This is a genomic window from Hydrobacter penzbergensis, from assembly GCF_900106985.1.
Taxonomy (GTDB): Bacteria; Bacteroidota; Bacteroidia; order Chitinophagales; family Chitinophagaceae; genus Sediminibacterium; species Sediminibacterium magnilacihabitans.
On record NZ_FNNO01000003.1, the window covers coordinates 79,016 to 93,647 of the forward strand.

The window sequence follows — 14,632 nt, forward strand, 5'->3', positions numbered from 1 at the left end:
ATGTAACCAACTCTGTTGCTATGTCTGTAAACAAGGAAATCAAAAAAGTCACCACCCATACCCTGCTCAGGATGAAAGCAAGCGGGGAAAATATTTCCATGATCACGGCCTATGATTTTTCTTTCGCCAGGCTGTTCGATGCCGCAGGCATCGATGTTGTACTGGTGGGTGATAGTGCCAGTAATGTGATGGCTGGTCATGAGACCACCGTACCCATTACGCTCGAGCAGATGATCTATCATGCCCAATGCGTGGTACGCGGCATTTCCAGGGCCTTGGTGGCAGTGGATATGCCTTTTGGTTCTTACCAGTCCAATTCAGACATAGCGCTGGCTTCCGCTATCCGTATCATGAAAGAGAGTGGTGCGCATACCATCAAGCTGGAAGGCGGAGAAGAAGTGGTGGACAGCATCCGGCGGATTGTATCGGCGGGCATACCTGTGATGGGGCACCTGGGATTGACACCGCAGTCCATTTATAAATTCGGTACCTATGCCGTAAGAGCCAAAGAAGAGCTGGAAGCCGAAAAGCTCAAGCGCGACGCACAGTTGTTGCAGGAAGCAGGTTGCTATGCTATTGTGTTGGAGAAAATACCTGCTTCACTGGCCAAAGAAGTGAGTGAAAGCCTTTCCATACCCACCATTGGCATTGGTGCGGGTTCGCATTGTAACGGGCAGGTGCTGGTAATGCATGATATGCTGGGCATCAACAATGAATTCAAACCACGTTTTTTACGACAATACCTGAACCTCCAGGAACAGGTAACGGGAGCGGTAAAACAATATATCGGGGACATCAAGTCGGGCAGCTTTCCTTCTGAAAGTGAATCGTACTGAGTATTTCACCGATCGCAGCCGATATTTCGCCCAAATTCTTTTTTGCTCCATGACAGTCGCAATAGATTTGAAATAATGAACAACAAGAAAATAGTCACTGCCCTCTCCCATGTTGCTGCCTGGGTCTGCTTTTTCTTTTTACCCTACCTGGTTTTTTTTCCGCGACTGCGCGAATTCAGTATGAGCGAGCACATGCTGGCAACCATCATTTGTAACAACATTTTCCTGGTTTTCTTTTATTACCTCAATACCCTCGTACTCATTCCCAGGTTGATGGTCCATGAGCGGTGGTTGTGGTATATTCTTTCCGTTGCAGTCTGCCTGGCTGTATTCCTGTATGCTCCACGCGCCATTGCTACATTGTTCGTACAACCGGAATACATTTATCAGAACAATGCTTTTGTAAGAAATCCTGCTTTTACCGGAACACCCAGGATGACAAGGCCACCACGTTGGCGCCCCCGCACTGCTGCCGATCCCTACAATACGGTTCTTTTCCTCCTCGTGTTTGCTTTCGGAACCTGCATTTCTATCACCCAACGATGGCTCAAAACAGAACAAACACGTAAAGAAACAGAAAACGAAAAACTCAATACTGAGTTGTCTTTCCTGAAATCACAGGTAAATCCCCACTTCTTCTTCAACACACTCAACAATATCTATTCACTGGCAGTAGTGCGCAGTGAAAGGACCGCTCCTGCAGTGATGAAGCTTTCCTCCATTATGCGGTATATCCTTACCGAAACTGAAAGGGACCTGGTTCCGCTGCACAATGAAGTGGATTTTATACATAACTTTATTGAGTTACAACAGGTGAGGTTGACAGATAAGGTAAAACTGGATTTTGCCGTAGAAGGATCAATAGATGATATGTTGATAGCACCGCTGGTTTTTATCCCGTTTGTAGAGAATGCGTTTAAATACGGGGTGAGTACAAAAGAAACTTCTTCTATTGATATCCGTATCCATACGGAAGAAAAGAAGATATTTTTTACCTGCGTCAACTATATCGTTTCATCGGAGAACAACCTCACCGAGAACACAGGTATAGGTATCAATAATGTTAAACGCCGGTTGGAGCTGATGTATCCCGGCAAGCACATACTGGTTACCAAAGAAGAAAACCGTTATTATACCGTTCACCTGGAAATTACTACCTGATGATACGCTGCATAGCCATAGACGACGAGCCCCTTGCCCTGCAACTGATCAATGAATATTGCGGCAAGATCGCTTTCCTTGGACTGGAAAAAGTCTTCACTAATACAGATGAAGCAAAAGCATACCTGAACCAGAACCCGGTTGACCTGGTCTTCCTGGATATCCAGATGCCCGACATCAACGGTATCCAGTTTTACAAAGGGCTTAAGCAGAAGCCACTGGTAATCTTTACCACTGCTTATAAAGATTTTGCCGTGGAAGGCTTCAACGTGGATGCGGTAGATTACCTGCTCAAACCCTTTGAATACGACCGTTTTCTAAAAGCCGCCTACAAAGCCAAAGAATACCTGGAATTCCTCAGTTCACAGGAGTTGCAGCTCAATTCGATTTTTGTGAAAGTGAACTATGAGATCATGAAGATCAACCTCAAAGACATTGAGTTGGTGGAAGCGCTGGACGATTACATCAAGATCTATATCAAACCCAATCCCGTATTAACACTCATGACCCTCAAAAGCATCCAGGAAAAATTGCCAGCCAGGGATTTTGTAAGGGTACACCGGTCTTTCATCGTACCCCTGGCCAGGATAGAAAAATTCAGCAAAACCAAGCTCTGGATCGCCGGAAAAGAGATCCCCATCGGCAGTAGTTACAGCCAGGTCTACGACCAATTGTTAATGATTTCCAAAAACAAGTGATTCCCCGACAAAATCGCCATTCTCACCTAATTGATTTGTACGCTTTTAATCAATCTTTAATTTTACATTGAAAATGCTGAATAAGCGTTTCATGCAGGGTTTTAGATAATAAAAAGGTATCACAGGTTGTTCTCAACGGATGTGGTACCTTTTTTAAATTTGTCAATTAGCCAATTCGTCAATTTGACAATGCAATCAAGTATTGCTGTGGTTCCCTGTCTGCTTAGCAATATCAGAATAAATTTCTCGACCCTTTCCCACATTATCGAATTGTCAAATTGCCGAATTGACTAATTTTATTTAAATACAGGTTATGGATTTTCTCGAAAAATTGAGCATACAACCAGCAAATGCAGGTGTTTCAACAGGTTCAGAATGGCTCAAAAGCAAAGGCGAACGCATCGATTCCTATTCTCCCGTAGATGGTCTTAAAACCGGCAGTGTTACTGCCGCTGATGAACATACTTATAATCAGGTAATTGATAAAGCTGTAAAGGCTTTCCATGAATGGCGCATGTGGCCGGCGCCCAAACGGGGCGAAGTGGTTCGCCAGGTAGGAGAAGCACTCCGTACTTTCAAAGAACCGCTGGGTAAGCTGGTGAGTTATGAAATGGGGAAAAGTCTCCAGGAAGGATATGGCGAAGTACAGGAAATGATTGATATATGTGATTTCGCAGTGGGACTTTCCCGTCAATTATATGGTCTTACCATGCACAGCGAGCGCCCTTTGCACAGGATGTACGAACAGTGGCATCCGCTGGGTGTAACCGGTATCATTTCAGCCTTCAATTTCCCGGTAGCGGTATGGAGCTGGAACGCAGCACTGGCATGGGTTTGCGGCAACACTACCGTATGGAAGCCCAGCGAGAAAACACCGCTATGTGGTATTGCCGTACAACACATCGTAGCAACTGTTTTCAAAAAGAACCAGGTACCCGAAGGCGTTAACTGCCTGGTGCAGGGAGGCAGGAATGTGGGAGAATGGATCAGTCATGATACACGCATACCATTGGTATCGGCCACCGGCTCCACCCGTATGGGTAAAGCATTGAATGTTGCTGTGGCAGCAAGACTGGGCAGGAGCATATTGGAACTGGGCGGTAACAATGCCATCATCATATCTAAAGATGCCGATCTTGACATGGCATTATTGGGCGCTTTGTTTGGTGCTGTGGGTACGGCCGGCCAGCGTTGCACTACTACCCGCCGCCTCATCATACATGAAACTGTGTATGAAAATTTCAAACAAAAACTGGTGAAAGCTTACGGGCAGTTGCGCATTGGTAACCCGCTCGATACCGCAAACCATGTAGGCCCATTGATTGATAAGGATGCAGTAGCACTTTATCTTCAGTCCATTGAGCAGGCGCGCGAACAAGGCGCCCGTTTTGTAGTGGAGGGCGGTGTACTTTCAGGCCCAGGTTATGAAAGCGGCTGCTATGTAAAACCCTGTATTGCCGAGGCTTCCAATGATTTCCCCATTGTACAGCACGAAACCTTCGCTCCTATTTTATACCTGATGCAATACCGCACCATCGATGAAGCCATTGCCTTGCAAAACGGCGTTCCGCAAGGTCTCTCCTCGGCCATCATGACGCTGAATATGCGCGAGGCGGAGCAATTCCTTTCACATGCGGGTAGCGACTGTGGTATTGCCAATATCAACATCGGCACCAGCGGAGCAGAGATCGGCGGCGCTTTCGGCGGGGAAAAAGAAACAGGCGGAGGCCGCGAGAGTGGCAGCGACGCCTGGAAAGCTTATATGCGCAGGCAAACCAACACCATCAACTGGAGTACTCAACTGCCGCTGGCGCAGGGCATCCGGTTTGATCTCTGAGATTAATCTTTCATTTAATTTGCTTTTTTCCCTGACAGCCTATTGCAAGTCAGGAAAAAACACCTTATGTTAGTAAGCAAATCTGACAAGCGTGAATCGTTTGTGAAGCAGGTTTTCCATCTCCCCCCATAAGTGTTTTCAGCATCAACAAAAGGTTTAACGACGTGTCAGCTTCTGTTCATTTTCATTGCTAACTAAACCTTTCTTTTTATGAAAAACAAGACTGTTACCCAGGGTACAGATCGAAGGAACTTTATCGGAGCTATTGCCACGAGCGCTGCTGCGATGGGCATTGGCTCTTTGGTGACTCCATTTGCCGCTGCTGCCAGCCCTACCCACAATGAAATGATCGGCGAAGCCGATGAATGGTTCAGCAAGCTCAAAGGCAAACACAAGATCGTTTTCGACGTACCTGCTCCACATGAAATTTTCCCCTTTGCATGGCCCAGGGTCTTTCTGCTCACCAACCAGGCCACCGGTACACCGGAAAAAGAAAACAACGTAGTGGTGATCCTTCGACACTCCGGCATTCCCTATGCTTTTGAAGACCGCATCTGGGAACAATATAAGTTCGGGGAAATGTTCAAAGTAGACGACCCCAAAACAAAAGCACCTGCTGTTCGCAACCCCTTCTGGAAACCCCAGCCGGGAGATTATAAAGTGCCGGGCATAGGCAGCGTAGATATTGGCATCGACCAATTACAGGAAAGCGGTGTAATGTTTGGCGTTTGCGATATGGCCATGACTGTATACAGCGCTGCTATGGCGCAGGGAATGAGCAAAGATCCTGCTGAAATTAAAAAAGACTGGATGTCCGGACTGCTCCCCGGCATTCAACCCATGCCTTCCGGCGTGTGGGCTGTAGGCCGCGCGCAGGAACATGGTTGCGCTTATTGTTTTGTAGGATAGCTTTGCCGGCTAAGAATCGAATTACGCTTATGCATTTTTTTAGATCCCACATCACTACGCTTGTATTGGCAAGTGTAGTGATGTTTTCCTGCCGTAACAACAAGCAAGAACCGCCAACTCCTGTTCAAGCAAAAACAAAGGACGCCGCCGTATGGCAGGCTCCTGATACCAGTACTATTCCCCATTCACCCGAAGGCGATATGATCCGGTATGGCAGGGAGTTGATTGCGCATACTGCTACCTACCTTGGCCCTAAAGGAAGTATCCGTCAACAAACCAACGGTATGAATTGCCAGAATTGCCATCTCGATGCGGGTACCAAACCATGGGGCAACAATTATAGTGGCGTATATTCCACTTACCCCAGGTTCAGGGCCAGGAGTGGTAGTATGGAAACCATGGTAAAGCGCGTGAACGATTGCTTATCAAGGAGCCTCAACGGAAAACCGTTGGATAGTACCGGTCGCGAAATGAAAGCCATACTCGCTTACATGCAATGGCTGGGACGTGACGTACCAAAAGGAAAAACACCTGCAGGCAGCGGCATCAAAAAACTGGCCTATCTCAACCGCGCCGCGGATCCGCAAAAAGGGAAACAGGTGTACGAAACCAAATGCCAGCGTTGTCATGGGGCCGATGGACAAGGTATCATGCAACCTGATCAGTCTATGTATGTATACCCCCCGCTTTGGGGGCCGCATAGCTACAATACGGCCGCAGGTCTTTACCGGCTTTCGTCCTTTGCAGGGTATGCGAAGGATAATATGCCTTTCGGTATCAATTACCAGAGTGCGGAGTTGAAAGATGAGGAAGCCTGGGATGTAGCGGCATTCGTTAATTCGCAACCGAGACCTGTAGTGCATTTCGTCAAAGACTGGCCTGTGATCGCATCAAAGCCCATCGATCATCCTTTTGGTCCTTATGCCGACACCTTCAGTCAGCAGCAGCATAAATACGGGCCCTTCGGTCCCATTCAACAAGAACAAAAGCTTAATATCCATTGAGGCTTCCACCTTTTGCAAAGAACCTGTCAATTGCTTTTTCGGTAGCCGGATCTTTTTCGAGTGGTGGTGCGTGATGCGGCTTGATACGCGCGTCGATCACCAGCGGTCCTTTACATCCCCAATGTTTATGCACAGTAAATGAGGCGATGCCATAAATATCGTGCGATGGATTACAGCGGGTGAAAGTGACCCAAAGATAATTGTGCATGGAAGCTGCTGTGAACGCTGCATCATCACACAATACAATAATGGGTACACCATTCAGTTCGTCTACATGCAATTGCAACTGCTGGTTCAATATTTCTATTTCCTGTTGCGTCGTTTCATAATCAACAAAAGGTTTGGCTTGCAGGCAAAGAACGCCGGGCATAGCCATTTCAGGATGTGAAAATATGTGGATGTCTTTTAATGGGGTTGGTACGGTTGTATCAAGTATTCGTTTGATCTCGCCACAAGCAGCCAGCACCACTTTACTGCCGGTATTAAGGCTCGTTCCGGAATAATCCAGTGTGTCGATGGTGGTATTGGTATGAAAATGCACGTCGCGTGTAAGGTCTATCCGTTCCAACAAATACATCATAAAATCCCTTACCTTATGTGTGCTGCAATGACCTGTATCATCTGCTACGATGAACAGGAACTTGGCGAGACTGAGCTGGCCTGTTCCCAGTATATGATTGGCAATGGTGAGCAGTTCTGCCGGTTGTTTCACGGGCATATAAGGCGTGTACCTTTCGCTGCCAATGGCCAGCAATAAAGGATGTACGCCGGCGGCATCTACTGCATGAATTTCTTTTACGCCGGGAATTTCTTTTGGAATGGCATTGCCTGTAATCTCATGGATCAACTGCCCGAAGCTGGTGTCTTCCTGCGGAGGTCTTCCTACTACAGTAAAAGGCCAGATGGCATTTTTCTTCGCATACACTTTGTGTACACGCATTACCGGGAAAGGATGCGTGAGGCTGTAATAGCCCAGGTGATCACCAAAAGGTCCTTCGGGTTTGTTTTCGCCGGGATACACTTCACCCGTGATCACAAAATCGGCATCGGTACTGATGCAATAACCATCCTGGTAAATATAACGGAACCTGCGGGCGCCCAACACACCTGCAAAAGTCATTTCACTGATACCTTCGGGCAATGGCATAACCGCTGCCACGGTATGTGCAGGTGGCCCGCCAACAAAACAACTTACTTTTAAAGGAATACCTTTTTGATTGGCTTTGGCCTGGTGCACACCAATACCCCTGTGTATCTGGTAATGCAGTCCTGCTTCTTTATCCGGCACATAATCATTGCCCGATAATTGAATACGATACATGCCCAGGTTCGATTGCATGATACCCGGCTGATCCACATCTTCAGTATACACTTGAGGCAGTGTAATGAAAGCGCCGCCATCTTTAACCCAGTGATGTACCTGTGGGATATCGGATAGTCTTATCTCTTCGTATAAAACAGGTTTTGAAGAAGGGTTCTTTAAAGGAAAAGCTTTGGCTGCCGCCAGCGCCGTTTGAATATGACTGAAAGGATGTTTCAATGCTTTCAACGGATCATTCTTGAGCGCTATCAATTGCTGCACTTTTTCCAGCGTATCCCTGAAAATAAATTTGCTTCGATCCAGCGTGCCGAAAATATTAGATGCGGCCCTGAACCGTGATCCTTTTACATTTTCAAACAATAAAGCCGGTCCTCCTGCTTCATGCACGCGGAGATGAACCGCCGCCATTTCAAGGTAAGGATCAATTGCTTCTTTGACCCTTACCAGGTGTCCGTTCTTTTCGAGATCTGACAAACAGGATTCCAGCGAGTTGTACATGGAGTAAAGGTAAGGAATGTCTGATGTAGCCAATTTAGTAATTAGCACATCAGACACTGTCTATTTTACAAAGCCCTCAAATACCTTGCTGCTTCTACCATTTCCTGAAGTGCCAATTTGGTTTCATCCCAGTTCCTGGTCTTCAAGCCACAATCAGGGTTTACCCAAAGCTGCTGAAGCGGTATCACTGACATTGCTTTTTGCATGAGTTGTATCATTTCTTCTTTGGAAGGTACCCGGGGAGAATGGATATCATATACACCGGGCCCTATATCATTCGGGTAGTTAAATACCGCGAAAGCATCCAATAGCTCCATTTGTGAACGAGAGGTTTCAATGGTAATAACGTCCGCATCCATCTTAGCAATACTTTCTATGATGTCATTGAACTCAGCATAGCACATGTGTGTATGTATCTGGGTTTCGTCTTTCACCCCTGATGACGACACTTTGAATGCTTTTATCGCCCAGTCTAAATAAGCTTCCCGGTTTTCTTTGCGTAATGGCAACCCTTCCCGGATAGCTGGTTCATCTATTTGGATAATCTGGATACCAGCCTTTTCAAGATCGGCCACTTCATCCCGTACAGCCAGCGCAATCTGCAAACAAGTCTCACTGCGAGGCTGATCGTTCCTCACGAAACTCCATTGCAGGATAGTAACAGGACCTGTCAACATGCCTTTTACAGGTTTCACGGTAAGGGATTGCGCATACTGCGTATAATCGAGGGTCATAGGTGCTTTGCGTTCAACATCGCCTACAATAATGGGAGGTTTTACACACCTGCTTCCATAACTCTGTACCCAGCCATGCTGGGTAAATACAAATCCTTCCAGTTGTTCTCCAAAATACTCAACCATATCATTTCGCTCAAACTCGCCATGTACCAATACATCTATGCCTATGTTTTCCTGCCACTCTATGGAATTTTTTGTCGCTTCTTTCAACAAAGCATCATATTCTTCTATTTTCAATTCTCCTTTTTTCCATTTAGACCGCCATGTTCTTACTTCAGAAGTTTGGGGAAAAGACCCGATGGTAGTGGTAGGGAATAAAGGCAAGTGTAGTGCTTCGTTTTGTTTTTTCTTCCTTTCTTGAAAAACGCTGTCTCGGTACGTATCTCTTTCCGCTACCGATCTGGCTCTTTCCTTCACGCTCTGTTTGTGAATGAAAGAAGATATTCTTCGGTTATTCATAGACTGTCTGTTTTGTTCGAACTGATGCAAAGCTTCATCAGATGGACTTTCAGAAGCAAGGTTTGCCAGCAAGACCACTTCGCCTATCTTCTGTCGTGCAAAAGCCATCCAGTCTTTCACCATCAATGGTAAGGATTGTTCGTCGGTTTCCAGTTCCAAATCGTTCGGCACGTGCAGTAGTGAACAGGATGGCGCTATCCACACCCGTTCACTTCCAACAGCATCCATTGCTTTATTGATCAGCTTTAATGATTCGTCAAAATCATTCTTCCATACATTCCTGCCATCCACTACACCAAGCGAAAGGTTGATTCTCTTTTTCGCAATGCCAGTGGCTAATATATCATCTAGTTGCAATGGGCATCTTATCAGATCGATATGTATTGTTTGTATAGGCAAGGATAATACAGTTGCAAGATTATTTCCGTAACATTCAAAATAACCCCCCAAAATAATATGCAGGTAAGGGAATGCTTTCTGAATGGCATCGTACACTTTTACAAGAGCAGACCGCTCCTTATCACCAAGATCAAGAGAAAGACATGGCTCATCGAATTGAATGTAGTGCACACCATTGTTATCCAATGTCTTCAACACTTCCAGGTAAACCGGCAGTAGATTATTGATCAGGTCAAGTTTATGGAAGTCTTTCCCCCTTTTTTTTCCCAGCAATAAAAAAGATATAGGACCAAGTAATACCGGTTTTACGGAAAACCCCTGCCGCTTGGCTTCATTAAACTCTTTAATTATTTTATCGGAAAAGAAGCTGAATCGCTGGTTGGCAGTAAATTCGGGAACAATATAATGGTAGTTGGTATCAAACCACTTAGTCATTTCCATGGCTGTAATATCGTAACCATTTTTTTGATAGCCTCGCGCCATAGCAAACATCAAATCTGTTTCTGTGAGCTGTTGCTCAGCCGCCAGCGCATGGTACCGCTCAGGAATAGCACCCACCATCAGTGTTGTATCCAACACATGATCGTAAAATGAAAAATCATTACAGGGCAACAGGTCTATTCCTGCTTTTTGTTGCAACTGCCAGTTTTCCTGGCGAATGCTTTTTGCTACTTGGTGCAATTCGTGTGCAGTCATCCGGCCTGACCAGTATTGTTCGCAGGCCTTCTTGAGTTCTCGACGGCTACCAATCCTCGGGTAGCCCAGGTTGTGGGTAATCATTACCTTTTGATTTTAAAAAGTGAAACAAAATGTTACGCTTTCCAATCACCTCCGGGTAATGCTGTTTGCAGATATGAGTAATTGGGTAGATATAGATAATAGAAGCTTCCACGGATACTTGAATGCCCGGCATGCACAACTATTATCATATCAATACCTGACACTACTTCAATCCACGAAAGCATTGTCAAAATCAGATAAGGCAGGTCTCCTGGCTTACAGCATTTTATCCGTTCTTCTCATTCCTCGTTACGGAACAATGAACATGTATTGGATAAAACATTCTCGCTGCTTACAGTTGCGGGACAGCTCATGATTTAAACATGATTCCCTTTTAATCCTTCCATATAATGGAAAGAACCTTTATCTATTTCGATAGGAGAAATTAGAAAAGAACTGAAGCGAAGGTAAGAAAATATATCTTTCCTACGCACTACATGTAATACAACCTTCCTGCATTGTGCAAGTTCCGCCATTCAGCAATTGATCGCTGGGAGCAGCATTGCCTTCCACCACCGATAATTGATGTGTATCTACCAACGGCTCTACCGATTTGCCTCCTTGCTTTTCTACAGTGAATTGTACAGCCTGCGAAGCGGCTTTGGTACGCAAGTAATACATGCCTGTTTTCAAGCCTTTTCTCCAGGCGTAGAAGTGCATGGAAGTGAGCTTGGCTGTAGTGGGCGCATCTACAAACAAGTTGAGCGACTGTGATTGGCAGATATAAGCGCCCCTGTCAGCCGCCATATCGATCACCGCTCGTTGTTTGATCTCCCAAACAGTTTTATAGATTTCTTTGATATCATCGGGAATACCATTGATCTTTTGTATGGAGCCGTTGTGCAGCATGATCTCGTTCTTCATGTCGTCGTTCCAGAGATTCAGTGACACCAGGTCGTGCAGGAGGTGTTTGTTCACCACTACGAACTCTCCGCTCAACACACGCCGCACGTATATATTGGAAGTATAAGGCTCAAAGCATTCATTGTTGCCCAGTATCTGTGAAGTGGAAGCCGTAGGCATAGGCGCTACCAGCAATGAATTGCGAACACCGTATTTCAGCACTTCAGCTTTCAGTGTATACCAATCCCAACGAAGGGTGGGTTCTGCATTCCACATATCGAATTGGAAAATACCTTTCGATACCGGTGAGCCCGCATAGGTTTCATAAGGGCCTTCTACTTTAGCCAGGTCTTTACTGGCCGTCATCGCAGCAAAATAAATGGTCTCAAATATTTCTTTGTTGAGTTGTTTTGCTTCATCACTTTCAAAAGGAAGGCGCAACAGGATGAATACATCGGCCAGTCCCTGTACGCCGAGGCCAATGGGACGGTGTTTGAGATTCGAAGTACGTGCTTCTTCAACAGGATAATAGTTGTAGTCTATGATCCGGTTGAGGTTTTTGGTAGCTTCATACGTAACCTCATACAGTTTCTGGTGATCGAACTGTCCGTTGATCACATATTTGGGCAATGCCAATGAAGCCAGGTTACACACCGCTACTTCTTCGGGTGAAGTATATTCCATGATCTCGGTACAGAGATTGGAGCTCTTGATGGTTCCCAGGTTCTGCTGGTTGCTCTTGCCGTTGGCGGCATCTTTATATAACAGGTAAGGCGTTCCCGTTTCAATCTGTGCATCGAGAACAGCAAACCAGAGTTCCTGTGCTTTCACTGTTTTTCTTGCCCTGCCCTCTTTTTCATAACGTGTATACAATTCTTCAAACGCATCGCCCCAGCATTCATGTAATCCGGGTGCTTCATTCGGACAAAATAAACTCCACTCTCCGTCTGCCTCCACGCGTTTCATGAACAGATCAGGTATCCACAGCGCATAGAAAAGATCGCGCGCACGCATTTCTTCTTTCCCATGGTTTTTACGCAGATCAAGGAACTCGAACACATCTGCGTGCCAGGGCTCCAGGTAAATGGCGAAAGCGCCTTTGCGTTTGCCACCGCCCTGGTCTACATACCTGGCCGTATCGTTGAAGACACGCAGCATGGGAATGATGCCGTTGCTGGTGCCGTTGGTGCCACCAATATAGCTGCCTGTAGCACGTATGCCATGAATAGCCAGCCCAATGCCACCGGCACTTTGCGAGATACGGGCAGTTTGTTTGAGGGTATCGTAAATACCTTCAATGCTGTCGTCTTTCACGGTCAGCAGAAAACAACTGCTCATCTGCGGTTTGGGTGTTCCGGCATTGAACAAAGTAGGCGTAGCGTGCGTAAACCATCTTTCGCTCATGAGGTGATAAGTTTTGATGGCGCTTTCGATATCGTTTTTGTGGATACCGATGGCCACGCGCATATACATTTGTTGCGGACGTTCAGCTACTTTGCCATCGATCTTGAGCAGGTATGATTTTTCGAGTGTTTTAAATCCGAAATAATCAAAACCATAATCCCTATCGTATATAATAGTAGAATCCAACAGCTCTGCGTTATCCTGTATGATCTGCCACACATCATCTGCCAGCAGCGGAAGATGTTTCCCTGTTTTGGTATCAGTGCATTCATACAATTGCTGCATCACTTTGGAAAACCGCTTGGTGGTATTTTTATGCAGGTTGCTCACAGCAATACGGCTGGCCAGCAATGCATAATCTGGATGCTTTACCGTAAGCGAAGCCGCCGTTTCTGCTGCCAGGTTATCCAGTTCTGTGGTAGCCACTCCATCGTACAATCCTTCAATAACTTTCTTAGCCACATCCACCGCATTCACAAACCGGCGGTCGAGGCCATAACATAATTTTTCAATGCGCGCTGTGATCTTATCGAACTTTACGCTCTCTCTTTTTCCGTTTCTCTTGATTACCTGCATGACTGTATGATTTTAATGAGTTATTGTTTGTTTTGTTTACCCTATCATCATCCCGAGCATTTTACATCGTCATCCCGAGCATTTTACATCGTCATCCCGAGCGCAGCCGAGGGATCTGTCCGAATGTGTGGCAGGTCCTTCGACTCACTTCGTTCGCTCAGGATGACGACCTCAGGATGACGTGCTAAAAGTCTTCGTCCGTTGAAAATGTCTGCGCTTCTTTACCTGCGAGTACCCCTGCTTTCTGGTAGTCTCCCACCCTCTTTTCAAAGAAATTGGTCTTTCCTTCCAGGGAAATCATTTCCATGAAATCGAAAGGATTGGATGCATTGAATATTTTGGGATAACCCAGTTCAGCTACCCAACGGTCTGCTACGAATTCAATGTATTGCTGCATCAACCGCGCATTCATGCCAATGAGGTCTACCGGCAACGCTTCGGTAATGAACTCCTTTTCAATCTTTACTGCATCCGTGATGATCTCGTATACCTGTTCCTGTGATAATTTGTTTTGCAGCATGCTGTACAACAAGCAGGCGAACTCGCAATGCAGTCCTTCATCGCGACTGATCAGTTCATTACTGAAGGTGAGCCCCGGCATCAATCCTCTTTTCTTCAACCAAAAAATAGAACAGAAACTGCCGCTGAAGAAAATGCCTTCCACAGCCGCAAATGCTACCAGTCTTTCTGCAAAGTTTCCGTTCTCTATCCAGCGCAAAGCCCATTCTGCTTTTTTCTTCACAGCGGGAACGGTGTCGATGGCATGGAACAATTTGTCTTTCTGAACAGGATCTTTGATATAAGTATCTATCAGCAAAGCATAGGTTTCGGAATGGATATTTTCCATCATGATCTGGAAACCATAGAAGCAGCGCGCCTCGGGCAACTGGACTTCACTCATGAAATTCACTGCCAGGTTCTCGTTCACGATGCCATCACTGGCAGCAAAAAAAGCCAGTACATGCGAGATGAAATGTCTTTCCCCATCGTTCAACGATTGCCAGTCTTTCAGGTCACCTCCCAGGTCTATCTCTTCTGCGGTCCAGAAACTGGCTTCATGTTTTTTATACTGTTCCCATACTTTGGGATAATTGATGGGCAGGATCACGAAGCGATCCTTATTTTCTTTCAATAAAATTTCTTCCTGTTGCATAGTAATGTTTTTATTAC

Annotated in this window: 10 protein-coding genes and 1 riboswitch; of the genes, 6 read left to right on the top strand and 4 right to left on the bottom strand. The window is 45.9% G+C overall.

Annotated features, from left to right (window positions below; genetic code table 11):
- Window positions 1–20 precede the first annotated feature (20 nt).
- The 6 genes from panB (at window position 21) to BLU98_RS04920 (ending at window position 6,445) form a co-directional block, all read left to right on the top strand.
- Window positions 21–836 (top strand): 3-methyl-2-oxobutanoate hydroxymethyltransferase, encoded by an 816-nt coding sequence (gene panB / locus BLU98_RS04895; RefSeq protein WP_092722603.1) that lies wholly within the window; start codon window positions 21–23, stop codon window positions 834–836.
- Between the two features lie 75 nt (window positions 837–911).
- Complete coding sequence (locus tag BLU98_RS04900) at window positions 912–1,997, top strand: sensor histidine kinase (RefSeq protein ID WP_092722605.1); 1,086 nt, start codon at window positions 912–914, stop codon at window positions 1,995–1,997.
- Window positions 1,997–2,695, top strand: a complete 699-nt coding sequence (locus BLU98_RS04905; protein ID WP_092722607.1) for a LytR/AlgR family response regulator transcription factor — start codon at window positions 1,997–1,999, stop codon at window positions 2,693–2,695. The genes BLU98_RS04900 and BLU98_RS04905 overlap by 1 nt, the downstream gene beginning before the upstream one ends.
- A gap of 313 nt (window positions 2,696–3,008) precedes the next feature.
- Window positions 3,009–4,532: an L-piperidine-6-carboxylate dehydrogenase gene (gene amaB, locus BLU98_RS04910; RefSeq protein ID WP_092722609.1), complete on the top strand. Its 1,524-nt coding sequence runs from the start codon at window positions 3,009–3,011 to the stop codon at window positions 4,530–4,532.
- A 210-nt stretch (window positions 4,533–4,742) separates the two neighbouring features.
- Window positions 4,743–5,441 carry a twin-arginine translocation signal domain-containing protein gene (locus tag BLU98_RS04915; RefSeq protein WP_092722611.1) on the top strand — a complete coding sequence of 233 codons (699 nt, stop codon included), beginning with the start codon at window positions 4,743–4,745 and terminating at the stop codon, window positions 5,439–5,441.
- Window positions 5,442–5,470: 29 nt separating this feature from the next.
- The gene (locus BLU98_RS04920) at window positions 5,471–6,445 is read left to right on the top strand and encodes a c-type cytochrome (protein WP_257574711.1); all 975 of its coding nucleotides are present in this window, start codon (window positions 5,471–5,473) and stop codon (window positions 6,443–6,445) included.
- Here BLU98_RS04920 and BLU98_RS04925 read toward each other — a convergent pair.
- From BLU98_RS04925 to BLU98_RS04940, 4 genes are all read right to left on the bottom strand, one after another.
- On the bottom strand, window positions 6,432–8,264 hold the full coding sequence (locus tag BLU98_RS04925) for a UbiD family decarboxylase (protein ID WP_092722613.1): 1,833 nt from the start codon (window positions 8,262–8,264) through the stop codon (window positions 6,432–6,434). The genes BLU98_RS04920 and BLU98_RS04925 overlap by 14 nt on opposite strands.
- Before the next feature lie 65 nt (window positions 8,265–8,329).
- On the bottom strand, window positions 8,330–10,639 hold the full coding sequence (gene metE, locus BLU98_RS04930; RefSeq protein ID WP_092722615.1) for a 5-methyltetrahydropteroyltriglutamate--homocysteine S-methyltransferase: 2,310 nt from the start codon (window positions 10,637–10,639) through the stop codon (window positions 8,330–8,332).
- 184 nt (window positions 10,640–10,823) lie between these two features.
- A riboswitch (cobalamin riboswitch) is annotated at window positions 10,824–11,020 on the bottom strand.
- Between the two features lie 45 nt (window positions 11,021–11,065).
- Window positions 11,066–13,462 (bottom strand): ribonucleoside-diphosphate reductase subunit alpha, encoded by a 2,397-nt coding sequence (locus tag BLU98_RS04935; RefSeq protein WP_092722617.1) that lies wholly within the window; start codon window positions 13,460–13,462, stop codon window positions 11,066–11,068.
- Between the two features lie 184 nt (window positions 13,463–13,646).
- Window positions 13,647–14,615 carry a ribonucleoside-diphosphate reductase small subunit gene (locus BLU98_RS04940; protein ID WP_026770400.1) on the bottom strand — a complete coding sequence of 323 codons (969 nt, stop codon included), beginning with the start codon at window positions 14,613–14,615 and terminating at the stop codon, window positions 13,647–13,649.
- Window positions 14,616–14,632: the final 17 nt, after the last annotated feature.

Coding starts and splice junctions, on each gene's coding strand:
- panB (WP_092722603.1), top strand. CDS start 21: ATGTCTGTAAACAAGGAAATCAAAAAAGTCACCACCCATACCCTGCTC.
- BLU98_RS04900 (WP_092722605.1), top strand. CDS start 912: ATGAACAACAAGAAAATAGTCACTGCCCTCTCCCATGTTGCTGCCTGG.
- BLU98_RS04905 (WP_092722607.1), top strand. CDS start 1,997: ATGATACGCTGCATAGCCATAGACGACGAGCCCCTTGCCCTGCAACTG.
- amaB (WP_092722609.1), top strand. CDS start 3,009: ATGGATTTTCTCGAAAAATTGAGCATACAACCAGCAAATGCAGGTGTT.
- BLU98_RS04915 (WP_092722611.1), top strand. CDS start 4,743: ATGAAAAACAAGACTGTTACCCAGGGTACAGATCGAAGGAACTTTATC.
- BLU98_RS04920 (WP_257574711.1), top strand. CDS start 5,471: ATGCATTTTTTTAGATCCCACATCACTACGCTTGTATTGGCAAGTGTA.
- BLU98_RS04925 (WP_092722613.1), bottom strand. CDS start 8,264: ATGTACAACTCGCTGGAATCCTGTTTGTCAGATCTCGAAAAGAACGGA.
- metE (WP_092722615.1), bottom strand. CDS start 10,639: ATGATTACCCACAACCTGGGCTACCCGAGGATTGGTAGCCGTCGAGAA.
- BLU98_RS04935 (WP_092722617.1), bottom strand. CDS start 13,462: ATGCAGGTAATCAAGAGAAACGGAAAAAGAGAGAGCGTAAAGTTCGAT.
- BLU98_RS04940 (WP_026770400.1), bottom strand. CDS start 14,615: ATGCAACAGGAAGAAATTTTATTGAAAGAAAATAAGGATCGCTTCGTG.